The organism is Pseudochrobactrum lubricantis (assembly GCF_041929865.1).
GTDB classification, from domain to species: Bacteria; Pseudomonadota; Alphaproteobacteria; order Rhizobiales; family Rhizobiaceae; genus Pseudochrobactrum; species Pseudochrobactrum saccharolyticum.
In genome coordinates this window covers 102,444-127,137 of sequence record NZ_JBHEEE010000008.1, presented here as the reverse complement: position 1 = coordinate 127,137, position 24,694 = coordinate 102,444, and the positions used below count along the sequence as shown (strand labels likewise).

At 52.0% G+C, this 24,694-nt stretch carries 21 protein-coding genes and 1 tRNA gene; 4 read left to right on the top strand and 18 right to left on the bottom strand.

Annotation, left to right across the window (positions count from 1 at the left end; all coding sequences use genetic code 11):
• Positions 1-342 precede the first annotated feature (342 nt).
• Positions 343-417, top strand: a tRNA-Asn gene (locus tag JNC80_RS16095).
• Positions 418-553: 136 nt separating this feature from the next.
• Here the strand turns inward: JNC80_RS16095 and JNC80_RS16090 are convergent.
• The 12 genes from JNC80_RS16090 to JNC80_RS16035 all read right to left on the bottom strand — a co-directional run bounded on the left by JNC80_RS16090 (position 554) and on the right by JNC80_RS16035 (position 13,403).
• On the bottom strand, positions 554-1,249 hold the full coding sequence (locus tag JNC80_RS16090) for a response regulator transcription factor (protein WP_075655012.1): 696 nt from the start codon (positions 1,247-1,249) through the stop codon (positions 554-556).
• A complete protein-coding gene (locus JNC80_RS16085) occupies positions 1,246-4,005 on the bottom strand; it encodes a DUF4118 domain-containing protein (RefSeq protein ID WP_376710869.1) in 2,760 nt (919 codons plus the stop codon). Before JNC80_RS16085 ends, JNC80_RS16090 begins: the two co-directional genes overlap by 4 nt.
• Before the next feature lie 31 nt (positions 4,006-4,036).
• The gene (kdpC, locus tag JNC80_RS16080; RefSeq protein ID WP_376710868.1) at positions 4,037-4,600 is read right to left on the bottom strand and encodes a potassium-transporting ATPase subunit KdpC; all 564 of its coding nucleotides are present in this window, start codon (positions 4,598-4,600) and stop codon (positions 4,037-4,039) included.
• Between the two features lie 11 nt (positions 4,601-4,611).
• Complete coding sequence (kdpB, locus tag JNC80_RS16075; RefSeq protein WP_376710867.1) at positions 4,612-6,672, bottom strand: potassium-transporting ATPase subunit KdpB; 2,061 nt, start codon at positions 6,670-6,672, stop codon at positions 4,612-4,614.
• An 87-nt stretch (positions 6,673-6,759) separates the two neighbouring features.
• Positions 6,760-6,966: a hypothetical protein gene (locus JNC80_RS16070; protein ID WP_376710866.1), complete on the bottom strand. Its 207-nt coding sequence runs from the start codon at positions 6,964-6,966 to the stop codon at positions 6,760-6,762.
• Between the two features lie 9 nt (positions 6,967-6,975).
• A complete protein-coding gene (gene kdpA / locus JNC80_RS16065) occupies positions 6,976-8,673 on the bottom strand; it encodes a potassium-transporting ATPase subunit KdpA (protein WP_225684793.1) in 1,698 nt (565 codons plus the stop codon).
• A 119-nt stretch (positions 8,674-8,792) separates the two neighbouring features.
• The gene (locus tag JNC80_RS16060; protein ID WP_022711895.1) at positions 8,793-8,882 is read right to left on the bottom strand and encodes a potassium-transporting ATPase subunit F; all 90 of its coding nucleotides are present in this window, start codon (positions 8,880-8,882) and stop codon (positions 8,793-8,795) included.
• Positions 8,883-9,263: 381 nt separating this feature from the next.
• Complete coding sequence (locus JNC80_RS16055; RefSeq protein WP_376710865.1) at positions 9,264-10,400, bottom strand: aldo/keto reductase; 1,137 nt, start codon at positions 10,398-10,400, stop codon at positions 9,264-9,266.
• A 58-nt stretch (positions 10,401-10,458) separates the two neighbouring features.
• Positions 10,459-11,298 carry a substrate-binding periplasmic protein gene (locus JNC80_RS16050; protein ID WP_238481609.1) on the bottom strand — a complete coding sequence of 280 codons (840 nt, stop codon included), beginning with the start codon at positions 11,296-11,298 and terminating at the stop codon, positions 10,459-10,461.
• A 36-nt stretch (positions 11,299-11,334) separates the two neighbouring features.
• A complete protein-coding gene (locus JNC80_RS16045; protein WP_022711898.1) occupies positions 11,335-11,997 on the bottom strand; it encodes an amino acid ABC transporter permease in 663 nt (220 codons plus the stop codon).
• A complete protein-coding gene (locus tag JNC80_RS16040; RefSeq protein WP_376710864.1) occupies positions 11,994-12,635 on the bottom strand; it encodes an amino acid ABC transporter permease in 642 nt (213 codons plus the stop codon). Before JNC80_RS16040 ends, JNC80_RS16045 begins: the two co-directional genes overlap by 4 nt.
• Entirely contained in the window at positions 12,636-13,403 is a 768-nt protein-coding gene (locus JNC80_RS16035; protein WP_376710902.1) for an amino acid ABC transporter ATP-binding protein, read from the bottom strand.
• 501 nt (positions 13,404-13,904) lie between these two features.
• On the opposite strand from JNC80_RS16035, the gene JNC80_RS16030 reads away from it, so the two are divergent.
• On the top strand, positions 13,905-14,753 hold the full coding sequence (locus JNC80_RS16030; RefSeq protein WP_376710863.1) for a D-amino-acid transaminase: 849 nt from the start codon (positions 13,905-13,907) through the stop codon (positions 14,751-14,753).
• A 473-nt stretch (positions 14,754-15,226) separates the two neighbouring features.
• Complete coding sequence (locus tag JNC80_RS16025) at positions 15,227-16,258, top strand: DmpA family aminopeptidase (protein ID WP_376710862.1); 1,032 nt, start codon at positions 15,227-15,229, stop codon at positions 16,256-16,258.
• Positions 16,259-16,316: 58 nt separating this feature from the next.
• On the opposite strand, the gene JNC80_RS16020 is transcribed toward JNC80_RS16025, so the two are convergent.
• The 4 genes from JNC80_RS16020 to JNC80_RS16005 form a co-directional block, all read right to left on the bottom strand.
• Positions 16,317-16,742: an OsmC family protein gene (locus JNC80_RS16020; RefSeq protein WP_376710861.1), complete on the bottom strand. Its 426-nt coding sequence runs from the start codon at positions 16,740-16,742 to the stop codon at positions 16,317-16,319.
• A gap of 4 nt (positions 16,743-16,746) precedes the next feature.
• Positions 16,747-17,742, bottom strand: coding sequence for an LLM class flavin-dependent oxidoreductase (locus tag JNC80_RS16015; protein WP_376710860.1), 996 nt, complete (start codon positions 17,740-17,742; stop codon positions 16,747-16,749).
• Between the two features lie 153 nt (positions 17,743-17,895).
• Positions 17,896-20,988 (bottom strand): efflux RND transporter permease subunit, encoded by a 3,093-nt coding sequence (locus tag JNC80_RS16010; protein WP_213598058.1) that lies wholly within the window; start codon positions 20,986-20,988, stop codon positions 17,896-17,898.
• Positions 20,989-20,997: 9 nt separating this feature from the next.
• On the bottom strand, positions 20,998-22,158 hold the full coding sequence (locus JNC80_RS16005; RefSeq protein WP_075654982.1) for an efflux RND transporter periplasmic adaptor subunit: 1,161 nt from the start codon (positions 22,156-22,158) through the stop codon (positions 20,998-21,000).
• Between the two features lie 575 nt (positions 22,159-22,733).
• Here JNC80_RS16005 and JNC80_RS16000 point away from each other — a divergent pair.
• Entirely contained in the window at positions 22,734-23,039 is a 306-nt protein-coding gene (locus JNC80_RS16000; RefSeq protein ID WP_376710859.1) for a hypothetical protein, read from the top strand.
• Between the two features lie 213 nt (positions 23,040-23,252).
• Here the strand turns inward: JNC80_RS16000 and JNC80_RS15995 are convergent, their stop codons facing one another.
• Both JNC80_RS15995 and wrbA read right to left on the bottom strand, forming a co-directional pair.
• On the bottom strand, positions 23,253-23,528 hold the full coding sequence (locus JNC80_RS15995; protein ID WP_022711909.1) for an HU family DNA-binding protein: 276 nt from the start codon (positions 23,526-23,528) through the stop codon (positions 23,253-23,255).
• 382 nt (positions 23,529-23,910) lie between these two features.
• Complete coding sequence (wrbA, locus tag JNC80_RS15990) at positions 23,911-24,510, bottom strand: NAD(P)H:quinone oxidoreductase type IV (RefSeq protein ID WP_376710858.1); 600 nt, start codon at positions 24,508-24,510, stop codon at positions 23,911-23,913.
• Positions 24,511-24,694 lie beyond the last annotated feature (184 nt).

Genomic DNA, 24,694 nt, shown 5'->3' with positions numbered 1-24,694 from the left:
TCGGTAGCTCAGCGGTAGAGCAACCGGCTGTTAACCGGTTGGTCGCTGGTTCGAATCCGGCCCGGGGAGCCACTCTTTTCTCATAAAGAGCGTGCATAAAATTTCCAAAAGCTAAAATCAGAAATGCCTATACTGCGTATAGTAGCGCTCGTTTTCACGCATCATCTAATTATTTGAAATAAATGATTTTTATCATTTTCAGATGATGGTCGCTGTCTTTCAAACTGGAAAACAATACTCCCTGTCATAAATCTGCTTTTTTCCTGTACAATATCGAAATTAGGGCTTGGCAAGAGCATTTTGCGTTGCTATACGGCTGTCATGCAAATGCAGAGCAACTGTTCCTCGGTAGCTCAGCGGTAGAGCAACCGGCTGTTAACCGGTTGGTCGCTGGTTCGAATCCGGCCCGGGGAGCCACTCTTCTTTCAAGAGTTTCAATCTGCAAAAATATCCCGATCAAAAATTATCCTAATTCTATTACTCAGTGCTTTTCGACGCGTATAAAATACGTTTCGCCAGAGACTTTGTAAAATCTCCGGCGAATCCGTCACATTTAAGCGTCCGGTTCGCGTAGCCGGTAGCCAACCCCTGTTTCAGTCAAAATATAAAACGGCTGATCGGGCGAATCTTCGAGTTTCTGGCGTAACTGGCGCACATAGACACGCAGATATTGCACATCACTCATGCCGCCCCAGATCTGATTGAGAATGAAGCTATGAGTCAGCACCTTGCCTGCGTGCTGCACCATGATCCGCAAAATATCATATTCTTTCGGCGAGAGCTTAATCTCCTGCCCTTTGAGCCGTACGATGCGCTTCACCAGATCAACCGACAGCTCACCGGTCTGGAAGACCGGCTTTTCACCCTGCTCCTGCAATTTATGACGTAGTGCCACGCGGATTCGCGCTGCGAGTTCTTTCATGCCAAATGGCTTGGTCACATAATCATCCGCACCAAGCTCGAGCGCTTTGACGATTCCACTTTCATCTGTGCGGCTTGAAAGAATAATCACCGGCAGATCAATCAGTTCCGAACGCCACAGCGTCAGAAGATCATGTCCCGACATATCCGGCAGGCCGAGATCCAGCAGCACCAGATCAGGCCGGTCATCGCGCATAATCTCTCGGGCGATGGCCGCTGATGGTGCCTCAAGGATCAAAAAACCTTCTGTCCCCAGCCCGACGCGCAAAAGTTTACGGATTGGCGGCTCATCATCCACCACAAGGATTTTGACAATATTCTGTGTCATCGGGGAGATAATCCCTCTTCTGTTCCGCTCATCATTTCAGCGCAGCTGCTAAGCGGTAATCGGATTGTAAAAACAGCACCACTGCGACCACCGTGATCGCTGCGATTGGCAGCTGTAATGGTGCCGCCCATCGCTTCTGTAAAGCCCTTACAGATTGCCAGCCCAAGCCCTGTACCGGCACGCACCTGATCGGTTTTGCACACCCGGTAGAAACTGTCGAAAATCCGCAATTCATCACCCGCCGGTATGCCAGCGCCCTCATCACTGATGCGCAATACAATATCGCCCTGCTCAGCCTGCCCCTGAATATAAACCAGACTGCCTTCCGGCGCGTATTTAGCGGCATTGTCCAGCAAATTGAACAACACCTGCTCAAACAAAACCGGATCAAGTTTCAGCATCGGCAGATCAGCGGCAATATCGGTCTCAACACGGTGATGTTGGAGAATTTTCGCAGCACGTTTCAAAGCGCTGCCGACAATATCGCCCAGATAATGCAGCGATTTATTCGGCTGCATGGCACCAGATTCAATCCGCGTCATATCCAGCAAATTGGCGATAAAGCGGTTGAGCCGCTCGGACTCATCCACCACAGTTGTCAGCAGTTCTGCACGGTCAGTATCAGGCAGAGAGCCGGAATAGCTCTTCAATGTATCCGCAGCGCCAAGAATAGCAGCGAGCGGCGTTTTCAGGTCATGAGAGATCGAGGTCAGCAAGGCCGAGCGCAACCGGTCTGCCTCCACTGCAAGCTGCGCACGATCCAGATCATCCACCAGTTGAATACGCGCAATCGCCAGTGCCGCCTGCTCTGCCAGTGCATCAAACAACCGTTGTTGCTCCGGCGTCAGGATCGGCCCTTGCCGGTCATCATCCAGCCCGACCACACCAATTGTATTACCGACAGCACGCAACGGCAGATAAAGGCGCTTGGCACCAGGTAAGGTGTCCGCACCACGCCCTGCAGGATGGTCATGCTCCCATGCCCATCGGGCAGCAGCAATATCTGCATCGGCAAGCGTATCATCCGGCGGATAACCGGCACGCACGGAAATAGACGTATTGGCCGTTCCTTCATCCGGCAACAGCACCACAACACGCACTTTGAGCAGCGCTGCAATCTGATAGACCGTTGCCCAGAGCACATCTTCCAGCGTTCCGGCTCCGGCCAGTTTTTTACTGAACTGATAGAGCCCTTCCATTGTTCTGGCACGGTTACGCGCCGCAGCAGCCTGCCTCTGCACACGCGCAGTCAGATTACTGGCGACCAGCGCCACACAAATGAAGAATGCCAGTGCAATCACACTCTCCGGCCCTGCAATATGCAAAGTGTAGAGCGGTGGCAGGAAGAAGAAATTGAAAACAAGCGCACTGACCAGCGAAGCGAACAAGGCAGGCCGCAGACCGGAGGCTACCGCAGTCGCCAGCACGGCCATCAGAAACACCAGCGCGATATTGCGCACATCCAGCACATGATCGAGCAAAGTGCCAACAACCAGCGCAATCGCGATATAACCAAGGCTCATCAGATAAGGCCGCAGTGAAAACGCCTTCTCCTCTGCGGTCGCCACCTGACGCACCGGCGCAGCTTCCTGCTGCGTACCGGAAATAATATGAATACTGAGATTACCGGCCTTGCGGATCAGGTCATGCGAGACTGACCCTTCAAACATTTCACGCAGACGTGACTTATTCGGCTTACCGATAACAATATGGCTGAAATTATGCGCCAAAGCATAATTGATAATGTCCTGCGCCACATCATGGCCGGTCAGCGTAATAATTTCACCGCCGAGCTGCTCTGCCAGCCGTGAGGTGGCGGCAATACGGTCTTTCTCTTCTTCCGAGAGCGTTGCCGCGCGGGATGTCTCCACATAGAGCGCTGTCCACGGCGTGCGCAGCCGGTCGGCCTGCCTGCGCGCATAGCGGATCAGCGCCGCGCCATGCGGCTGCTCATCAATGCAGACCAATACACGCTCACCTGCCGACCATGGCCCCGAAATGGCATTGGCCTGCATATGGCTGAGCAACTGATCATCCACACGCTGCGCTGTGCGCCGCAAGGCAAGTTCGCGCAATGCTGTGAGATTACCGGCAGAAAAGTAATTCTGTGTCGCGCGTTTCGCCGTCTTGGGCAGATAGACCTTGCCTTCTTTCAGGCGCTTAATCAGGTCTTCCGGCGTAATATCAACGATCTCAATATCATCTGCACGGTCGATAATACTGTCCGGCACGGTTTCGCGCACACGGATACGGGTGATCTGCGCCACCACATCATTGAGGCTCTCGACATGCTGAATATTCAGCGTGGTATAAACATCAATGCCGTTAGCCAAGAGTTCTTCAACATCGAGATAACGCTTGGGGTGGCGACTGCCTGGTGCATTCGTATGCGCCAGTTCATCCACAAGCACCAGTTTGGGGCGACGCGCCAGCACAGCGTCGAGATCCATCTCCTCAAGTACATGGCCTTTATAATCGACACGCGCACGGGGAATAATCTCATAGCCTTCGGTCAGAGCCTGCGTTTCCTGACGTCCGTGGGTTTCGACAACCCCGATCACCACATCCTCACCGTCAGTCAGCAGACTGCGGCCGGACATCAGCATTTCATAGGTTTTACCAACGCCCGGAGCCGCCCCGAGAAAAATCTTGAGGCGGCCGCGTGTTTCCTGTTCGGCTTTGGCGAGCAGCGCATCCGGTGACGGTCTTTTGTCACCATTACGCATACTTTCCTGCAGCTGACTGTCATCATTCATCAATTATGATCCGGACTCTGCATGTTCTGTCTTATTTAACCTGATCCAGTGCGAGATTAAGCGCAAGCACATTCACAACCGGCTCGCCCAGCACACCCAGCAAACGCTCCTGTATCTGAGCATCCACCAGTGTCTTGAGTTTGGCCTCATCCAGCCCGCGTGCTTTTGCAACACGCGGTATCTGGAACAAAGCAGCCTCCGGCGTAATATGCGGATCAAGCCCGCTGCCGGATGCTGTTACCAGATCAACAGGTACAGGTTGATTTGGATTCTCAGACTTCAGCTTGGCCACATCCGCCTTTACGCGATCCAGTAACGCAGCGCTGGTTGGCGCCAGATTGGAGCCACCCGAGGATGCAGCATTATAGCCATCGCCAGCCGCACTTGGGCGACCATGAAAATAACGCTCAGAGGTGAATTGCTGGCCGATCAGCGATGAGCCGATCACCTTATTGTCCTTCACGATCAGACTGCCATTGGCCTGAGAAGGAAACAGGGTCTGCGCCACACTGGTCATAGCCAGCGGATAGGCAATACCGGTGATTACAGTCAGACTGACAATCATCACCACAGCAGGACGTAATTGTTTCAACATGGGTTTATTCCTTACACCAGTGCCAGAGCGGTAATCGCCATATCAATCAGCTTAATCGCTACGAAAGGCACGATAATCCCGCCAAGACCGTAGATCATCAGATTGCGGCTCAGCAGTGCGCCCGCACCAACCGCCTGATATTTAACCCCGCGCAGTGACAGCGGGATCAGCGCCACGATAATCAGCGCATTGAAGATGATGGCCGAGAGAATGGCACTCTGCGGACTATGCAGCCCCATAATATTCAGCACGCCGAGCTGCGGGTAGAAAGCGAGGAACATTGCCGGAATAATCGCGAAATATTTGGCAATATCATTGGCAATCGAGAAGGTTGTCAGTGCACCGCGTGTCATCAGCAATTGTTTGCCGATTTCCACAATCTCAATCAGCTTGGTCGGGTCGCTATCGAGATCGACCATATTGCCCGCCTCACGTGCAGCTACTGTACCGGTATTCATCGCCACGCCCACATCAGCCTGTGCCAGTGCCGGCGCATCATTGGTACCGTCACCGCACATTGCCACTAGCTTGCCCTTGGCCTGCTCCTCACGGATCAGCGACAGCTTGTTCTCCGGTGTTGCCTGCGCGAGAAAATCATCCACGCCCGCTTCTGCGGCAATCGCCGCCGCTGTCATCGGATTATCGCCGGTAATCATCACCGTGCGGATGCCCATGCGGCGCAGTTCCGCAAAGCGTTCACGAATACCGCCTTTGACAATATCCTTCAGCGAGACAACGCCCATCAGCTGCCCGTCTTTGACCACAGCCAGCGGTGTACCGCCTGCCTTGGCAATCTGCGCGGCAATTGACTGGATTTCCTGTAGCTGGGCAGGAGTAGAAGCTTTACTGCCTTCTGCCTCGACATATTTCAGCACCGCATCCACCGCGCCTTTGCGGATGATACTGCCATCCACGTCCACGCCGCTCATCCGGCTTTGTGCGGTAAAAGGCACAAAGCTTGCATGAAGGCTTGCCATATCACGGGCACGGATGCCGTATTTCTCTTTAGCCAGCACGACGATGGAGCGGCCTTCCGGTGTCTCATCGGCCAGTGAGGCAAGCTGCGCCGCATCGGCCAGTTGCTGTTCGCTGACACCTGTGACGGGACGGAACTCTGTGGCCTGACGATTACCAAACGTAATTGTACCGGTTTTATCTAGGAGCAGCGTATCCACGTCACCGGCGGCTTCCACCGCACGGCCGGACATAGCCAGCACATTGAAGCGCACCAGGCGATCCATACCGGCAATACCGATGGCTGAGAGCAAAGCGCCGATGGTGGTCGGGATCAGCGTGACAAACAAAGCCACCAGCACAATCACCGGCACGGAACCGCCCGCATAAGTGGCAAAACTCGGAATGGTCACCACAGCCAGAACAAAGATCAGCGTCATACCTGCAAGCAGAATATTCAGCGCAATCTCGTATGCCGTCTTCTGCTTGAAAAAAAATTCTACCAATGAGATCATCCGGTCAATAAAGGTCGATCCGGCAGCAGCGGTAATGCGCACGCGTATCCAATCGGACAGCACTTGCGTACCGCCGGTCACAGCCGAACGGTCACCGCCAGATTCACGGATTACCGGCGCGGATTCACCGGTGATCGCCGCCTCATTCACCGAGGCCACACCTTCAATCACCTCACCATCGGACGGAATAATGTCTCCGGCTTCCACCAGCACAATATCGCCGACTTTAAGGCTGTTGCCCGCAATAACCGTATAATTGGTCTTGCTGTCACCACTCAGCAATTTTGCTTCGGTTTCGGTACGGGTACGGCGCAGAGATTCCGCCTGTGCTTTACCGCGCCCTTCAGCCACGGCTTCCGCAAAATTGGCAAACAGAATGGTAAACCACAGCCACAGAATGATCTGGAACGAGAAACCCAGATCAGAACCGCCACCCGCCAGATCGCGGATAAAGAGCACCGTGGTCAGCACGGTGACAACGGCAACGACAAACATCACCGGATTTTTCGCCAGCACCCGCGGGTCGAGTTTGCGAAAAGCGCCGCCAATGGCAGGCACCAGGATTTTGGCATCCAGAATACTGGAAGATTTTGACTGGCTCATGAGAGCCCTCCGTCTTGATTTTATGCAAGTTAATTCAAAACTGCATAGAATTTTCATTGATGTAGAGTGATAAGTTAATGTTTTAACTTAAACTCCGGTCAGCGCCTTCACGAGGAAAACACCGGCCAGCATCGCCAGCACAAGGATCAGCATAATACTGGTGAGTTTGGGACAATCATCCTTGTCCGTGCCGCGCAGATTTTGCTTCTGCGCGGTATTGGAGCCGCACAGATTTTTCTTCTGTGCAGTTTTGGAGCCGAATAATTGCTTCATCAGAAAAGAATTCTTCGCCATCATGCACCTTTAAAACAGCTGACCGGAGAGCATTGCGAAATGCTCGACAACCGGCCCCAGCGCCAAGGCCGGAAAGAAAGTCAAACCGCCGACAATCATCGTCACACCAAAGACCAGACCGACAAACAGAGGACCCGTGGTCGGCAATGTACCGGCCGAGGCAGGAACGGTTTTCTTGGCGGCCAGCGAACCGGCAATCGCCAGCACCGGCACAATCAGCAAAAAGCGCCCCATCAGCATCGCAAAACCAATGGTGAGATTGTAGAAAGGCGTATTGGCATTGAGACCGGCAAAGGCACTGCCGTTATTGTTGGCACCGGAAGAATAAGCGTAGAGCACTTCGCTGAAGCCATGCGGACCTGCATCCTGAATGCTCGACAGCCCTTGCGGCAAAACCACAGCCAATGCAGCAAAACCGAGAATGGCAAGTGATGGTCCGAGCGTGGCCAGCAGGCTCATCTTGACCTCTTTGGCCTCGATTTTCTTGCCCAGATATTCCGGTGTACGACCAACCATCAGACCGGCAATGAAGATCGCCAGAATGAAGAACAGCAACATACCATAGATACCGGCACCAATACCGCCGAGATTTGGGATCTGCATATTGAACAGTGGTACTAAACCACCGAGTGGCATCAGGCTGTCATGCATATTATTGACCGCACCTGTAGAGGCGGCTGTGGTCACTTCGGAGAACAAGGCAGACAAGGCAATGCCGAAGCGCGCTTCTTTGCCCTCCATATTGCCGCCAACAACACCAAGCGCCTGCATCAGCGGATTACCGCCGGATTCTGCCCAATAGAGCACCGAAGTCCCCAGCACCACCAGCACGCCGAAGACTGCAAACAATACCCAGCCCTGACGCTGATTGCCGACCATACGGCCGAACACATTGGTCATGGCGGTAGAGATTACAAAAATCGACAGCAGATGGATAAGATTAGTCAGTGCAGTCGGGTTTTCAAACGGATGTGCCGAGTTGGCATTGAAGAAGCCACCGCCATTGGTGCCCAGATGTTTGATAATCATCTGCGAGGCCACAGGCCCTTGCGCAATGGTCTGCTGCGCACCTTCAAGTGTGGTTGCAAGCGTATAAGCATTGAGATTTTGCGGCACACCCTGCCAGACCAGCACAATCGTGCCGATAATGCAGATCGGCAGCAGCACATAGAGCGTGGCGCGGGTCAGATCGACCCAGAAATTGCCGATAGTGTTGCTCGAAGAACGGGCAAAGCCGCGGGTAATCGCCATAGCACCGGCAATACCTACCGCTGCAGAGACAAAGTTCTGCACTGTGATTCCGGCCATCTGGGTGAAATAGCTCATCGTGCTTTCACCACCATAGCCCTGCCAGTTGGTGTTAGTCATAAAGCTGATGGCCGTATTAAAGGCAGATGTCGGCTCCACAGCCTGCATACCCGCAGGATTATAAGGCAATGCCCCTTGCAGACGCTGCAACAGATAGAGCGCCACAAAACCGGCAATGCTGAACATCAGCAGCGATGCCGCATAGACCGTCCAGTGCTGTTCTTCTTTTTCATGGGTTCCGGCCAGTTTATAGAGGCCGCGTTCAACCGGTGCGATCACCGGCGAAAGGAAGGTTCGTTCACCGGTGAACACGCGGGTCAGATACCCGCCGACCGGTTTCACCAGCAGAATTGTGAGCCCGAACAGGATCGCAATCTGCAATATTCCGTTGAAAGTCATTGGAAGATACTTTCTGTCTTTTAAAGCATTAGTACGAAGCGCCTACGCGGGGAAATCAGTTCACCGGACTGATTTCTGTTCCCGCTTCGATGCGTAGGACAATGCGACAAAACAAAGTGTTAGAAGCGCTCAGGTCGTGCCAGTGCATAAAGCAGATAGAGGCTGAGCAATGCGGCTACCGAGCCGCCGAGAACATAATCAAACCACATGATGCGCCCTCACAGCCGGTCGCAAACAAGGGCGTAGAAATAAGACAGGCCGATAAATCCGGCGCCTGCGGCAATCATGATGACATCCATTTTTCGAACTCCTGAATTTCAGCCGGTGCAAGTGCAGCGGCCACTTCCGGCAGCAGCGCTAAGCGCGACGAGCCGAAATCAGGCGGAACTATGGCGCCAAAACGCATAGTGGTTCGAGAGAGGGAAAGAAGGAGAGATATAAAAATCTCATATATAAAACGCGATTATTTTGCGCACCACGTAAAGAAAATGAAACATCATTAATTATTACAATTCATGATTTTATATAAATTTCTTAAGATATAAATTTAATAAAAGCGGCAATATATACCGCTCTCCGTATAATAAAAATCAGCCTTTGCCATAGGTGAAATCATCCACCTTCGGCATCCATTGCGGCGGCGCGTAAGAGGCAGGTTTATCGCCAACCGATGTACCGGTATTCAGCACCCCCGCCTGATAATCCGCATCAAACAAAGCATAAGGCTGCGGTGAAGGCAGAGCACTTGCGGCATCCAGTCTTGCGCTCAGTTCCGCAGGCATCTGCAATTCAAAGGCCGCAATATTATCCTGCAACTGTGCCAATTTACTCGCACCGATAATCAGTGATGCAACAGACGGGCGGTTCAGCACCCAGCTCAAAGCCACCTGTGCCATCGAACGGTCAAGCTCTGCTGCCACATCCTGCAAAGCCGAGAGAATGGCGTGATTGCGCACCGTAAACAGCCCCATGCCTTTGCCGGATGCATCTGTAGTCAGGCGGCCTTCTCCTGCCCAGCGATCACCCTCAACGCGGTATTTCCCTGAAAGCAGCCCCATGGATAACGGGCTCCAGACAGTAATGCCCAAGCCCATATTCTGCGCTAGCGGCACAAATTCCTGCTCAATATTCCGCTCGGCAAGTGAATAGGGCAATTGCAGGCTAATCAGAGGTGTCAGCGCATGGCACTCCGCCCATGTCTGCGCCCGAGCCGCATACCATGCAGGCACGTCAGACAGTCCGCCGTAACGAATTTTTCCCGCCCGCACCAGATCATCCAGCGTGCGCACCACCTCTTCCGCAGGCGTTATGCGATCCCATGTATGCACCATATAGAGGTCGATATAATCCGTTCCCAAACGACGCAGGGAATCTTCAACCGCCCGCATCATGGCCTTGCGGCTGTTACCGCCTGCATTGGGATTGCCGGGTTCAAGACTGTTGCTGTATTTGGTCGCCAGCACCAGCCGTTCACGATTACCTTTCTCGCGCATAAACTGCCCGATCAGGCTTTCACTGGCACCCGCACCATAGGAATTTGCGGTGTCAATAAAATTGCCGCCCATATCGGTATAATGATCAAATATCGCGCCCGATATCTCATCGGCGCTGCCCCAGCTGCCGCTGATCCCGCGAATAGCTGCATTGCCGAAAGTCATGGTGCCGAGCGCCATCCGGCTAACCCGCAAACCTGAGCGACCAAGCGTATAATAATGATCCAGCGCCATGAGCTTTCTTTCTGCAAAAGAGAGACCGGACTAAAATTAATCCGATCTTTTATTATTTTTAGTCAATCAGACGTGGCTCGCCGACATCACCGGCTGAAGCTTCCATGCCATTGGCAGTCAGAATAGATTTGATTGTACCATCTTCATGCAGTGCCTTGATATTGGCATCAAGCGCCGCACCAAGTTCCGGATTTTTCTTGGAATATGGGAAGCTGCCCTGTCCGGCCTCAGTCGTGGCTTTCACACGATCATCGCTCTTGGCAACCTTCACTTCAATATCCGGCATGGCTCCGGCTTTCTTGGCGACAACACCGGTAGAATAACCGTCAATACCAACAGCAATACGTCCGGCAGCCAGATCCTGCTGCATGCTCACAGAATTCGGATAGAGTTTGAGATTGCTGCCGAGCAGCTTCTTCAGATCAGCAACCCAGAGATAACCCTGTACGGTGCCAACGCTTTTGCCCTCAATATCCTTGACCTCTTCAAAACCTTCCTTGGTATAAATACCCATCTGGTCATTATAGAGCGGCCACGACAGGTTCATCACCTTGGCGCGTTCTGCCGTACGATACCAGTCACCGGTGGTGATATCGGCCTTGCCTGACAGCACATATTGAATACCGGCAGCGGTATCCACGGCCACAGCCTTAACTTTCAGACATTCCATCTCGGCGATCTTATTGGCAATATCGCCGTCAACGCCTTTGGCTTCGCCTTCCGGTGAGAGATAGGAATAAGGCGCATAAGTGGTAACAGCGATGGTCAGCACACCTTCTTCAACAGTTTTAAAACTGTTTTTCGGTGTACAACTCTGTGCATTGGCCTGCACTGCAGCCAGCGCCGTCGCACCGGCAAGAACCGATGCTGCGACGATCATTTTTCCCATTAATTTCATATCACTACCCCATATTGTTTATGTTATTATTTATTTTTAACGGGAGAAACGTCCCGCACGTTTTTCAACCCAGCTTACCAGCATAGATGCCGGAATGCAGATCATTGCATAGAGAATACCTGCCGCTAGCAGAGCCGGAAAATACAAGAAGGTCGTCGAACCGATTTCATAGGCACGGCTTATCAGTTCCGGCATGGCAATGGTGAAACACAGAGATGTTGCCTGAAAAATCAGGATCGAAAAACCGAGCAAAGCAGGCACAGCTACACGCAATCCTTGCGGCAGGATCACATAGCGCAAACCGTCAATCCGGCTCATATTCAGCGCCATCACCGCTTCTTTCTGCCCTGCAGGCACAGATTCAAGCCCTGCGCGGATGATTTCGCTTGTATAAGCGCCGGTATTCCAGCTCAGTGCCGCAATAGCCGCCACAATCGATGTCATTGTGATGCCGGCACTCGGCAATCCGAAATAGATGAATTGCAGCAGGATCAGAGCCGGAGCACCGCGCCCGATTTCGACAATCACCAAACACAGCCCGCGCGTGAATTTCGACTTTGCCTGCACACCCAGCGCCAGTAGCAAGCCGAAAGGTATGCCAATCGCTAGACTGGCCAGCGTGACTTTGACGCTCAGAGCCAGACCGTCGAGCAGTTCCGGCATCCATGAAATGACATCATCAATCGGAAAATCAATCATCGCGCCACCTTCGCCCGCAGATAGATATCCGCAGTCCGTGACAGCCATGCAACCGGCAGGCTGAGAAGAATATAAAGCAACGCCACCACGGCAAATACCTCAAGACCGCGGAAGGTCATTTGCGACAGCTGGCTGCCCTGATAGGCCAGTTCTGTCACGCCAATGGCTGAGGCAATCGCACTGTCTTTAAGCAGGCCAATCGCATAGCTGGCGGCAGAAGGCAGCGACACGCGCAGCATCTGCGGTGCTACCACATCCTTGAAAGCATGATAACGGCTGAGATTAAGCGCTTCTGCGGCTTCAAACTGCCCGTGATGGACAGCCATCATGCCGCCGCGAAAAATCTCTGCCATATTGGCTCCGGCAATCATGCCGAAACCGGTCAGCGCCGCCATAAACGGATTGATTGTTATGTAACCGGTGCCAAGACCGAAAAAGATCACAAACAGCCACACCAGAGGCGGGATACCGCGAACCAGATTGATATAGACAGTTGCCAGCAGGCGCAGCGGCCAGAACTTGGAGCGTCGCATCAGCATCAGGACCAGCCCGAGTATCGTACCGACAGCCAGAGCCGAGACTGTGAGCGCAACAGTCCAGGGCAATCCGCGAATGATATAGGAGAAATCTGCCAGCATTTAACGCTCATTCACCGCTTTGAGGAAACGCTGCGCCCGCTCCGTCTGCGGATTGCGCATCACTTCTCGGCTGGGCCCGCTTTCAATCACATTACCGTCGGCCATTACCATCACTGTGTCGGAGACATTCTCGGCAAAGCCCATCTCATGGGTCACAACAATCATGGTCATGCCACTGTCGGCCAGCCTGCGCATGACGCTCAGCACTTCCAGCCCCAGTTCGGGATCAAGTGCCGAGGTCGGTTCGTCAAACAGCATCACTTTCGGATCAAGTGCCAGAGCGCGGGCAATAGCGATACGCTGCTGCTGTCCACCGGAGCAACGCATCGGATATTGCTGCGCTTTATCAGCAAGGCCGACTTTCTCCAGCAGATCCATCGAGCGCTCAGCGGCCTCCTTTTTAGAGCGGCCAAGCACACGTTCCTGCGCCAGACTGACATTGCGCAGCACGCTCATATGCGGAAACAGATTAAACGACTGAAACACCATGCCGATAGAATGGCGCAGATCATGCAATTGTTTGGCAGAGGCTTTTTTCTCGGCCTGCAGGGTCACATCACCAACCGTGACAATACCGGCATCCGGCGGCTCGATATAATTGATGCAGCGCAGCAATGTGCTTTTGCCCGAACCGGACGGCCCGATAATCGCCAGCACCTCACCGGAGGTCACAGTCAGATCGATCTCTTTGAGAACAATATGCGCGCCATAATGCTTTTGCAGTTTTTCAAGCCGGATAACCGTTTTCTGACTGGTTTTCACCCGCAGTTTCTCCCCTTACGTATTCTCCATGCCTGTCCGCAACATTGCACAACCGGCACAGGATATTTCAACGGATCGCAGCGTTCTTTTATCTGATTGCAGACCGACGCTTTATGCCGTCCGGCTTGTTTTTGTTTTTATTGTTATAAAACAAAGCCCGTCATACATATTTATAAACCGGACAGACTGAGAGCCTGTAACCGGCATAGTTCCTCTTATGCTTATCAGCTTAGGCAAACTGGCCGTGCCAGCGAGAGCATAAAAAATAGCGGTTCCGATAACCCGTGGTTATGACTTGACCGCTATTAAAAGTTATTGCTCTTTTTGCGCCCCGAAACACGCTTTTCCGGCATTATATGTCGCATTATCACAGACAGAATATCTGTCATGCAGAATATGCAAATCTTGCATAACAACCAAAAAACAAAGCATTGGCTCTGCCGGATTTTTTTTCATAGCTTCAGTTTCAGCAGATTCCCATAAAATTTTAACGCCAAGGAATGCGTTGTGAGCCGAATTGTATATGTAAACGGTGCCTATGTCCCTGAAGAAGAAGCCAAGATCTCGGTCTTTGACCGGGGTTTCGTATTCGCAGACGGGATTTATGAAGTCAGTGCAGTTATCGATGGCAAGCTCGTTGACAATGATGCCCATATGGCGCGTCTCGGCCGTTCTTTGAAGATGATTGATGTACCGGCGCCGATGAGCGACGAAGACATCATCACCATGCAAAAAGAGCTGATCAAGCGCAACAATCTCACTGAAGGTGTGGTCTATATGCAGATCACCCGTGGTGCTGCGGATCGTGACTTCGTTTACAGCGCGGATATGAAACCGACACTGGTTGCTTTCACACAGGTGAAAAAGCTGATCGGTTCCGCCTCCCAGCAGAACGGTATTGCCATTCATGTTGTGGATGATATCCGCTGGCAGCGCCGCGACATTAAAACTGTGATGTTGCTGGCTCAGGTACTTGCCAAGCAGGAAGCAACCGCGCATGGTTGTCAGGACGCATGGATGCAGGAAGACGGCTATATTACTGAAGGTGCGTCCTCCAGTGCATTCATCATCACCGCAGAAGGCGCACTGATTGTGCGCCCGAATTCGAATGCAATTCTGCCGGGCTGCACACGTCTGGCCATGCTTAAAATTGCTGAAGAACAGAGCCTGAAGATTGAAGAACGCCGCTTTACGCTTGAAGAAGCCTTCAAAGCAAAAGAAGCCTTCCAGACCAGTGCTTCCGGTTTTGTGACCCCTGTTGTGAAAATTGCAGGCACAGTCATTGCAGACGGCAAGCCGGGTGCAATTACCCGCAGCCTGCAGGAAAAATATATCGAGATTGCTAAAGCAGTTTAAAAAACAGAACCGGTTTTCTTTGAAAACTGTGTTTCTAAAAACTGTCGGCTTAATTTTTCGATAAAACTGAATTCATCCGGCCATAATTTCGTAATTCTGGCCGGATACCGTCATGATCGCAAGCGCCCCGTAAACGGTTCTGATCTTTTGGGCCTCCCCCGGAAAAGACCGTTTAATTTCCTTGGCACTGATCATATGTCGGGCATTAGCACCACACTGAAACGGCAGTATCGCCGCAGAAGTGATACTACGTTTCTTTTTAATGCCTGATGATAATGCCCTGACAGCCCCTCCGGAAACCGGTCGGGCTGTCATTCTTTATCTGCGATCTGTTTCTTACCGCATGCCTCTACGGATTTAGAGCCGTTGCATTTAAGATGGATTTTTTAACCGCTCTAAATCTTTGTTTTCACGCATTATCCGACGCAATCCGCTTCGCACTTTTGTTGGAAATGCTTTAACAGGAGTATCCTATGTCTGCTTCAGCACGCGATTTCGGTATTGTTTGCGGCATCATGCCGACCGGTGCGCATAATGCCATTACCGATGTTCCGGGCGTTAAAGTCGGCCACACCACCATCCGTGAAGGCAATATCAATACCGGTGTAACCGCGATTGTGCCCCATGACGGCAATATGTTCCGCAAGAAAGTTCTGGCAGCATCCGAATCCATCAATGGTTTTGGCAAAAGCGCCGGTCTTGTGCAGGTCAACGAGCTTGGCTCACTGGAAACGCCAATCCTGCTGACCAATACACTCAGCACCGGCACCTGCGTGAATGCACTTATCAAACGCGCTATTGCTGCGAACAGCGATATCGGCCGCACCACCTCAACCGTTAATGCGGTTGTCGGCGAATGCAATGACGGCCCGCTCAATGATATTCAGGCTATGGCCGTTACCGAAGAGCACGCTTATGCGGCACTCGATACTGCAACCACGGGCGCAGTGGCACAGGGCAATGTCGGTGCCGGCACCGGTATGACCTGTTTCGGCTTTAAAGGCGGTATCGGCACTTCATCCCGCCGCATCAAACTGGATGGCAAAGACTATCATCTGGGCACATTGGTGCTTTCCAATTTCGGTCGCAAAGGCGATCTGACACTGCCGGATGGTCGTCATCCGACACCGGATTTCCCCGACAACGAAGAAAAAGGCTCGATCATGATGATTATGGCGACCGATATTCCGCTGGAACACCGCCAGTTACAGCGTGTCATTCGCCGCTGCGGTGCGGGTATCGCACGCCTTGGTGCATTCTGGGGTCATGGCAGCGGGGATATTGTTATCGGCTTTACCACCGGCAACACTATTGATCACGACCAGAAGTCCGATCTGGTGACCATGCAGGCGCTGAATGAAGACAAGATTGACCAGTTGTTCCGTGCAGCAACAGAATCCACGCAGGAAGCCATCCTCAATTCCATGTGCGCTGCAGAGAGCTTTACCGGCCGTGACGGTAACAGCCGAAAATCGCTGGCAGACTGGCTGAAGCTCAATAGCTAATCGCCAATATTCCACCAATAAAAAAGCCTGCCGTGATAATCGCGGCAGGCTTTTTTATTTATGCAGAGACCGTGAAAGCCACATCAGCATTGGCTTTGAGCGTATTGCTGACCGTACACATGGCTTCAGCCGCTTCTGCCAGTTCATGGCGCTCATCATCAGACAGTTCACCGGCAATCAAAAACTGCACAGTGAACCGCGTGATGCGATATGGCTCATGCTCCGTTTTCTCACCGCTGACTTTGACCTCATAGCTGCTGATACGCTCAATCAAACCGAGCTTGCGCGCGGCTATACGTGCACTCATCACCAGACAGGCCGAGAGAGACGCATAAAGCAGATCAATCGCGTTGAAACCCGCACCGGAAACCGTATTTTCCAGCGTCAGCTCACCGCCGGTCAGCGAGCGGATCAGCGGCTTCTCCTGCCCCTGTAATGTCGCTACTGCGCCTGTTTCTCTGGTTCGTACTGCCAATCCAACCATGCTCTTATTCCGGTTTCAACCCAACGGCTTCTGCCAGCAATTCAAATGAATGCAGACGCGCCTGATGGTCAAAAATTTGCGCTGTAATCATCAGTTCGTCAACATCAGTACGGGCAACAAAAGCATCAATCTGCTGGCGTATCGTTTCTTTATTGCCCACAGCAGAGCAGGCAAGAGCGGCCTTGATAATCGGCACAAAGCGCGGATCGAGATTTTCTTCATAGCCTTCTACCGGCGGCGGCAACTGCCCTGCATTACCGGTACGCAAATTAACAAAAGCCTGCTGGATGGAAGTGAACAGCAAACGGGCTTGCGCATCTGTATCGGCTGCAAAGACGTTAAATCCAGCCATCACATAAGGTTTATCGAGATATTGCGACGGTTCAAAACGGTGCCGGTAAAGCGCAATCGCATCATCCAGATCACCCGGTGCAAAGTGGGAAGCGAAAGCATAAGGCAGGCCAAGCATAGCCGCCAGCTGTGCCCCGAACAGGCTGGAGCCAAGAATCCACACCGGCACATTCAGGCCCGAACCCGGATAAGCACGCACACGCTGCTCCGTAGTCGGCTCGCCGAAATAGCCCAGCAACTCCACCACATCCTGCGGAAAGGACTGCGCATCCGAGCTGGAATTGCGCCGCAAAGCATAGGATGTCACCTGATCCGTGCCCGGCGCACGCCCTAAGCCCAAATCAATACGGTTCGGATAAAGCGAGGCCAAGGTGCCGAATTGTTCGGCAATCACCAGTGGCGAATGGTTCGGCAGCATAATACCGCCTGCCCCGACACGGATGGATTTTGTGGCACCGGCCACATGGCCGATCAGCACGGCTGTCGCCGCACTGGCAATGCCCGGCATATTATGATGCTCGGCCAGCCAGTAACGCCGGAAGCCGAGTTTTTCGGTATGTTGTGCAAGCTCAACACTGTTCTGCATGGCTTGTGCTGCGGTGCTGCCGAGTGTGATCGGCGCGAGATCGAGTACGGAAAATTTGGTCATGGATCATATATATAGTAATGACTACACAATACCAGAGCCTGAAATCACCACAGTGAAAAATTTTGTATTTTTACCGGTAAAATTTGGAAGCAACATCTTCAAATAAAAAGGCCGGTCTTTTGACCGGCCTTTTTCTTATTTTATATAACCGCTCTAGTGATGGGCAGACTGCACTTCCGCCTTCAGCTCTTCCTCTGTAGGAACCGAAACCAGAGGTTTAACGGTCTTCGCAGAGATCAGCGTGTAGAACATCGGCACCACAAACAAGGTGAACATTGTACCGACCATCAGACCGGTGAAGATCACCAGACCCATGGAGTAACGCGCTGCCGCACCGGCACCGGTTGCCATCATCAGCGGCACAACGCCGAGCGCCATAGCTGCAGTTGTCATCAGGATCGGACGCAGACGGGTTTTAGCCGAAGCGATAATCGCATCGTGACGGCTCAGTCCGTGTTCATGGCGCTGCTGATTGGCAAATTCCACCATCAGAATACCATGCTTGGTAATCAGCCCCACAAGGGTAATCAGACCAACCTGCGTATAGATATTCAGCGTACCGAGACCAAGGTTCAGCGGCACAATCGCACCGAAAATCGACAGCGGAACGGTCATCATAATAATGAACGGATCGCGGAAGCTTTCGAACTGTGCAGCCAACACCAAATAAATCACAACAACAGCCAGCGAGAATGCGATCAGGATTGTATTACCCTGCTCGATTTCCAGACGCGACTGACCCGAATAGTCAATGAAGAAGCCTTCCGGCAGCTTGGCATTGGCAATATCAAGGATCGTTTTCAGACCATCACCGGTGGTAACACCTGGCAGCGGCAGAGCCGAAATCGTTGAGGAGTTCAGCTGGTTGAACTGTTCAATTGCAGTCGGGGAAGCCTGATTTACAATCTTCACCACGGCAGACAGTGGCACCATCTCACCCGAAGCACTGCGAACATAGAATTCACCGAGCTTGGACGGATTGCGGCGATACTCATCCGGCACCTGCATGATAATATCATAGCTGTTATTATCACGGTCGAACTGGGCAACCTTACCACCACCGGTCATCAGACCGAGGGTCGCGCCGATTTCGCTGACAGTCACGCCCATTGCGGATGCACGTTCACGGTCAACTTCAATCGTTGTCTGCGGAGAATTGAACGACAGGGAGTTCTGAACAATGATGAACTGTCCCGAAGCCTGCGCTTCATTCTTGATTTCCTCAGAGATTTCGAAAACCTGATCCGACGAACCTGTCGACTGGATCGCGATCGAAATCGGCAGACCACCACCGGTACCCGGCAGCGACGGCGGAGCAAAGATGAAGGCCTGTACGCCGGTCACATCTTTAATACGCTTGGTCAGGTCTTCCTGAATCTGCTTCTGCGAACGGTCACGCTGCGACCAGTCTTTCAATGCCCACAGAGCAATACCTTCGTTTGTCGCACTGCCGAAACCGACAATGTTAAAACGGGCTTTCAGTTCAGGCAGATCTTTTGTCAGTTCATCGATCTGGTCTGCATAAAGCTTGGTATAGTCTGATGTCGCATATTTAGGGCCGCTGAACATCGAGAACAACGCACCGGAATCTTCTTCAGGAGCGAGTTCCGATGAGGTGTTCACGAACAGGAAGCCCATAACACCAACCAGAGACACAACGACCAGCATGGTGATCGGACGATAGTTCAGAGAACCGGAAACCCAGCGTTCATAGCCGTTTTCAAAACGCGTGAACAAACGGTCTACAAACTGGGCAAAGCGGCTGGCTTCACCATGTTTCAGCATGCGCGAACACATCATCGGAGAGATGGTCAGCGCCGCCACACCGGACAGAATAACCGCACCGGCAAGTGTGAACGCAAATTCACGGAACAGCGAACCGGTCAAACCACCGGTAAAGCCGAGCGGTGCAAACACCGCAGCCAGTGTAATCGTCATCGCCACGATGGAAGAGGTAATTTCCTTCATGCCCACAAAGGATGCATGGATCGGTGTCAGACCTTCTTCAATATGGCGGTGAATATTCTCAAGCACCACGATCGCGTCGTCCACCACCAGACCGATGGCAAGAACCATCGCCAGCAAGGACAGAAGATTGATCGAGAATCCAAGAATGAACAGGAAGAAACACACACCGATCAGCGAGATCGGAATGGTAACAATCGGGATCAAAACCGAACGGAACGAGCCAAGGAACAGCAGGATCACGATAACAACGATAATCATCGCTTCTGCAATTGTCTTGAAAACCTCAACAATCGAAGAAGAAATCTGCTCGGTCGCATCATAAACCAGAATGATGTTCATGCCCTGCGGCAGGCTGTCCTGAATGCTCGGCAGTTCCTTGTTCACGGCTGTTGCCATGTCAATCGGGTTAGCCGAAGGCGTCGGGAATACACCGATAAATGTACCGCTGGAACCGTTGAATGTCACAACAGTATCCGTGCTCTTTGCGGCCAGTTCAACATTGGCAACATCACGCATACGGATAATATCGGAACCTTCCGCACGGATCGGCATCTCCGCAAAAGCCTCAGGCGTCTGCAAAGTGGAACGCAGAGTAATCGCAGTTGCGAAATATTCGTTCTTTGTCTTACCCGGTGCCGACAGGAAGTTGGATGCTTTAATCGCAGCCAGCACTTCCGATGCGGTTACATTACGGGCAGCCATACGGATAGGATCAACCCATACGCGCATGGAATATTCCTGACCACCGAGGATCTGCGCATCGGCCACACCTTCAATGGTGGACATGCGCGGACGGATCACGCGGTCAATATATTCCGTGATCTGCTCATTGGTCATATTCGGGTTCTGAACGGCGAGATACATGGTCGCAAAGGACTGACCGGTACCTTTGGAGATGACCGGATCTTCCGATTCACTCGGCAGATCGCCGCGAACCTGATTGACCTTGGAGATAACCTCTGTCAGCGCCGCATCGGGATTAGCCCCGAGCTTCATCTGAACCGTAACAGTGCTGAGTGACTGGCTACTTTTGGAAGTCACATAGTCAACATTTTCAGTCGTCGCCACTGCTTTCGCAATAGGCGCGGTGATGAAGCCCTGAATGAGCTCCGCGCTGGCACCGGCATAGGCGGTCGTAACGGTGATAACCGTTTCGTCCACTTCCGGATACTGCCGCACTGACAGATTAAAAATCCCCTGCAAACCAAGCAGGATAATCATCAGCGCAACAACAATCGAAAGAACCGGCCTGCGTATAAAACTATCAGAAAAGCTCATCTCTCGACCTTATGGTTTCTTCTGGGCATCGGCAGGATTGACCTTATTGTCAATATGCGCACCCATCCCGTTGCTCAGGCGGTTCTGGCCGGAAGTCACGACAATATCGCCTTCCTTAACGCCGCTCAGAACTTCAACATTATTACCGGTACGGCGGCCAAGCTTCACAAACACCTGATGCAGGATCAGATCATCAGCTGTTGCTGCTGCATCTGTCTTTGGTGCATCTGCTGCCTGAGCGGTATCGGTTTTCGCAGCTTCTTTTTTCACAACAGTGAAAACATAGTCACCATAAAGGCTGGTCACGACACTGGTCAGCGGCAGAACAATCACATTGTTTTCTTCCGGCAGCACAACACGAACCTGTACGAACTGACCCGGTACCAGTGATTTTTCAGAATTATCAACCTGTGCCTGAATGGAAACCAGACGGCTCGCAGGGTCGATTTTCGGGTCAATACCGATGATTTTGCCTTTGAAAGCGTAATCCGCAGCGGATGCACCGATCTGAACTTCCTGACCGATCGACAGGTTCTTCAGTTCCTGTTCCGGCACGGTGAAGTCCACACGCATCGTGTCAACATTCTGCAATGTTGCCACAACATTGCCGGGTGCCATGAACTGGCCGATATCCACACGGGAAATACCGATCACACCGGAGAAAGGTGCAATAAGACGCTTCAGATCAACTGTTGCCTGTGCCTTGGCAACATTTGCCTTTGCAGAAGACAAAGCCGCAGCGGTTGTATCAACATTGGATACAGCGCCGACGCCCTGTGTGCGCAATGTCTGCGCGCGCTTGTAATTCTGCTCGCTCAGTTCGGCTTCAGCCTTGCTTGCTGCGAGATCAGCTTTCTGGATTTCATCATCCAGCTGCACCAGAAGATCGCCTTTTTTGACGTGCTGGTTAGGCTTGAAGAGGATTTCTTTGACAATACCGTCGATCTGGAAAGTCAGATTGACACCGTCTTCAGCACGGGCGGAACCGATTGCTTCAACGCCGGGCAGCCACTGGCCCGGTTTGACCTCAAGGGTTGAAACGGCCTGTGACGGCTGCTTCATATTTGCAAAGAAGTCCTTAATGGCCTGCGCACGGAACAGGTTAAACCCGATCAGCCCTCCGCATACCAGAACAAGCAATATAATCGCGATGATGAAACGCTTAATCATCTTATGTGGCACTCCTGCCGCAGAATGGATACAGAACGAAGAATGTCCAATCGGCATGGCTGGACACACGTTTTTATTAAATAGGGTGCGATAACTGTACGTTAAGCTGAAAATTGTCAACTCATGCTTGGTCACGCTATGGTCATCAGCATTGTCCGGCAACGAAATTACCGGCTCATATCAGGCCGGTTGGTAAACCCGTTTCCGGCTCAACGCATTCACAAGAAGGAAAATGCGGATCAGAAATGTCAGGATTTACCCAATTTCGGCACAAGATTTTGTCTGCAAACGGTAAATTTATCTCCGATCAATATAATTTTTGCCGTTTTCACATCAATTCTTTGAAGCTTAGACTAAAAACCGGATTTTTACACCTTATATTATCGGCCGCGCATCTTCCGGCATTACTCACGAAATTGTTATGAATTTTAACCATTCCGCCGGCGCGATCCGGCGGTTGTGCACTACGGGAATTGTTTTCCTGCACTATATTATGCCATGATTCATTGCTGATTATGAAGACAGCTATTATGCCAAATTCATCTCAGCCTGTAACAAACGGACAATGCTTTCCCATGAGAAAACGACAAACGGCAACATTATCCGCATTCATGACAGGGGCAGCCCTGCTGCTGACCTTGCCCGCCACGGCTCAGGACATGCGCGCACCGGTAAAGGCAACGCAGGAAACTCCCGAACCTGTCTACTCCCTGCCCGGTGTTAAACCTGCCAAACCCATTGTGACACCGCCGCAGGCAGAACCGGATGAAACCTATCTTCAGAGCAATCCGGACGGCAGCTTTATGGTCGGCAAGACCAGAGTGAAAATCAGCGGCTCGATCATCATGGATATCGGCAACAATCCGCCGAGCAATAAATAACAAGCGCCGCTCAAAATTCGGGTCACATATATTCCTGCATAAAATAAAAGCCGCAGAGACCAGACAGTCTTCGCGGCTTTTTTATATCAATTCAGATCGGCCGGAAATTACCGGCACTTGCTGCTCTTGTTAAAAATCACAGCAATGCCGTTTCCGCAGATCTCTGGCAGAGCAGGAATAATCTGAATTTCCCCTGCCCTCGTCACAGACTGATTAGCTGTTAACAGCGTCTTTCAGGCCTTTACCAGCCGAGAATTTTGGTACGTTGCGCGCAGCAATTTCAACTTCCTTGCCGGTCGAAGGATTACGGCCTGTGGAAGCTGCGCGATGGGAGACGGAGAAAATACCAAAACCTGGCAGACGAACTTCGCCGCCGTCCTTCAATGCACCGGTGACGGATTCAAGCACAGCGTCAACGGCTGAAGCAGCATCGGTCTTGGTGAGACCTGATTTTTCTGCAACGGCAGCAACCAGTTCATTCTTGTTCATGAGGTAATTCCTTTCGTGTTTTTTTCCGCTGGTTACGACTCAGCCGGATTGGCGAAGTTTATTCAAAGAAACAGCTGAACCAAGCAGAGTTTTCCTTTTCGACCCCGCAAAAGCAGGGTTAAACACAGAAATAACCCCTGAAAACCGGCATTTTGCCCTCTCTAGCACCAAGAGGTTCCTAATTTCACACGATCCAAGGCACGAAATGCCGGCATTGCGAATCTACAGACTGCTAAGGGATTCTGTCGCTGACAGGCCAGGATTCACCTGTTTGCCGGTCATTTTTCATGCAAGTTTCCGGCCGTGAGCGCACAATAAAAAAAGCGGCCGGAGCCGCTTTTTTCAAATTATCCGCGAGGACATTCCTGCCCTGCTCTATAAATCAGCCGTGAACTTTAGCGGCGATTTCTGCAACGCGCTTGCCCTGGAAACGTGCACCTTCGAGCTCCTGCTCTGAAGGCTGACGGGAGCCGTCACCATCGGCAGTGGTTGTCATACCATAAGGTGCACCACCGCGAACAACATCATTACCGAGCTGACCCTGATAGGCATAAGACAGCGGAACAATGATCATACCGTGATGCTGCAGCTGCCACTGGGTGGAGATCAGCGCCAGTTCCTGACCGCCATGCTGTGTTGCAGACGAAGCCATAACGGAACCGATTTTGTTCACCAATGCGCCTTTGGCCCACAAACCGCCGGTCTGGTCAAAGAAGTTTTTCATCTGCGAGGACATGGTGCCAAAGCGCGAAGAAACGCCAACGATGATCGCATCGTAATTTTCGAGATCTGCAGGTGTTGCAACTTCTGCTTCCTGATTCAGCTTGAAGCCGGAAGCCTTGGCAACTTCAGCAGGCACCAGTTCTGCAACGCGTTTAATATCCACCTGAGCACCGGCTTCGCGCGCACCTTCTGCAGCGGCTTTCGCCATCTGTTCCATGTGACCATAAGCGGAATAATAAAGTACCAGAACCTTAGCCATATTCGAAAATTCTCCGTTTTAATCAGGTCTGCCGATGCTGTTCTGAGACAAAACCGACAACCACATTGATATCCATGCATCCTATTTAATACAGAAATTGAAATGCACCAGTCGCGACTTACAGGACGCACTGTTCAACATTCAGGACAATAACCGGCTGTTAACACAGCAATGCTTCCGCTTT

Bases quoted from the DNA above. Each gene is read 5' to 3' on its own strand.
- JNC80_RS16090 (WP_075655012.1), bottom strand. From the start codon at position 1,249: ATGACACAGAATATTGTCAAAATCCTTGTGGTGGATGATGAGCCGCCA.
- JNC80_RS16085 (WP_376710869.1), bottom strand. From the start codon at position 4,005: ATGAATGATGACAGTCAGCTGCAGGAAAGTATGCGTAATGGTGACAAA.
- kdpC (WP_376710868.1), bottom strand. From the start codon at position 4,600: ATGTTGAAACAATTACGTCCTGCTGTGGTGATGATTGTCAGTCTGACT.
- kdpB (WP_376710867.1), bottom strand. From the start codon at position 6,672: ATGAGCCAGTCAAAATCTTCCAGTATTCTGGATGCCAAAATCCTGGTG.
- JNC80_RS16070 (WP_376710866.1), bottom strand. From the start codon at position 6,966: ATGGCGAAGAATTCTTTTCTGATGAAGCAATTATTCGGCTCCAAAACT.
- kdpA (WP_225684793.1), bottom strand. From the start codon at position 8,673: ATGACTTTCAACGGAATATTGCAGATTGCGATCCTGTTCGGGCTCACA.
- JNC80_RS16060 (WP_022711895.1), bottom strand. From the start codon at position 8,882: ATGTGGTTTGATTATGTTCTCGGCGGCTCGGTAGCCGCATTGCTCAGC.
- JNC80_RS16055 (WP_376710865.1), bottom strand. From the start codon at position 10,400: ATGGCGCTGGATCATTATTATACGCTTGGTCGCTCAGGTTTGCGGGTT.
- JNC80_RS16050 (WP_238481609.1), bottom strand. From the start codon at position 11,298: ATGAAATTAATGGGAAAAATGATCGTCGCAGCATCGGTTCTTGCCGGT.
- JNC80_RS16045 (WP_022711898.1), bottom strand. From the start codon at position 11,997: ATGATTGATTTTCCGATTGATGATGTCATTTCATGGATGCCGGAACTG.
- JNC80_RS16040 (WP_376710864.1), bottom strand. From the start codon at position 12,635: ATGCTGGCAGATTTCTCCTATATCATTCGCGGATTGCCCTGGACTGTT.
- JNC80_RS16025 (WP_376710862.1), top strand. From the start codon at position 15,227: ATGTCTGCTTCAGCACGCGATTTCGGTATTGTTTGCGGCATCATGCCG.
- JNC80_RS16020 (WP_376710861.1), bottom strand. From the start codon at position 16,742: ATGGTTGGATTGGCAGTACGAACCAGAGAAACAGGCGCAGTAGCGACA.
- JNC80_RS16015 (WP_376710860.1), bottom strand. From the start codon at position 17,742: ATGACCAAATTTTCCGTACTCGATCTCGCGCCGATCACACTCGGCAGC.
- JNC80_RS16010 (WP_213598058.1), bottom strand. From the start codon at position 20,988: ATGAGCTTTTCTGATAGTTTTATACGCAGGCCGGTTCTTTCGATTGTT.
- JNC80_RS16005 (WP_075654982.1), bottom strand. From the start codon at position 22,158: ATGATTAAGCGTTTCATCATCGCGATTATATTGCTTGTTCTGGTATGC.
- JNC80_RS16000 (WP_376710859.1), top strand. From the start codon at position 22,734: ATGAGAAAACGACAAACGGCAACATTATCCGCATTCATGACAGGGGCA.
- JNC80_RS15995 (WP_022711909.1), bottom strand. From the start codon at position 23,528: ATGAACAAGAATGAACTGGTTGCTGCCGTTGCAGAAAAATCAGGTCTC.
- wrbA (WP_376710858.1), bottom strand. From the start codon at position 24,510: ATGGCTAAGGTTCTGGTACTTTATTATTCCGCTTATGGTCACATGGAA.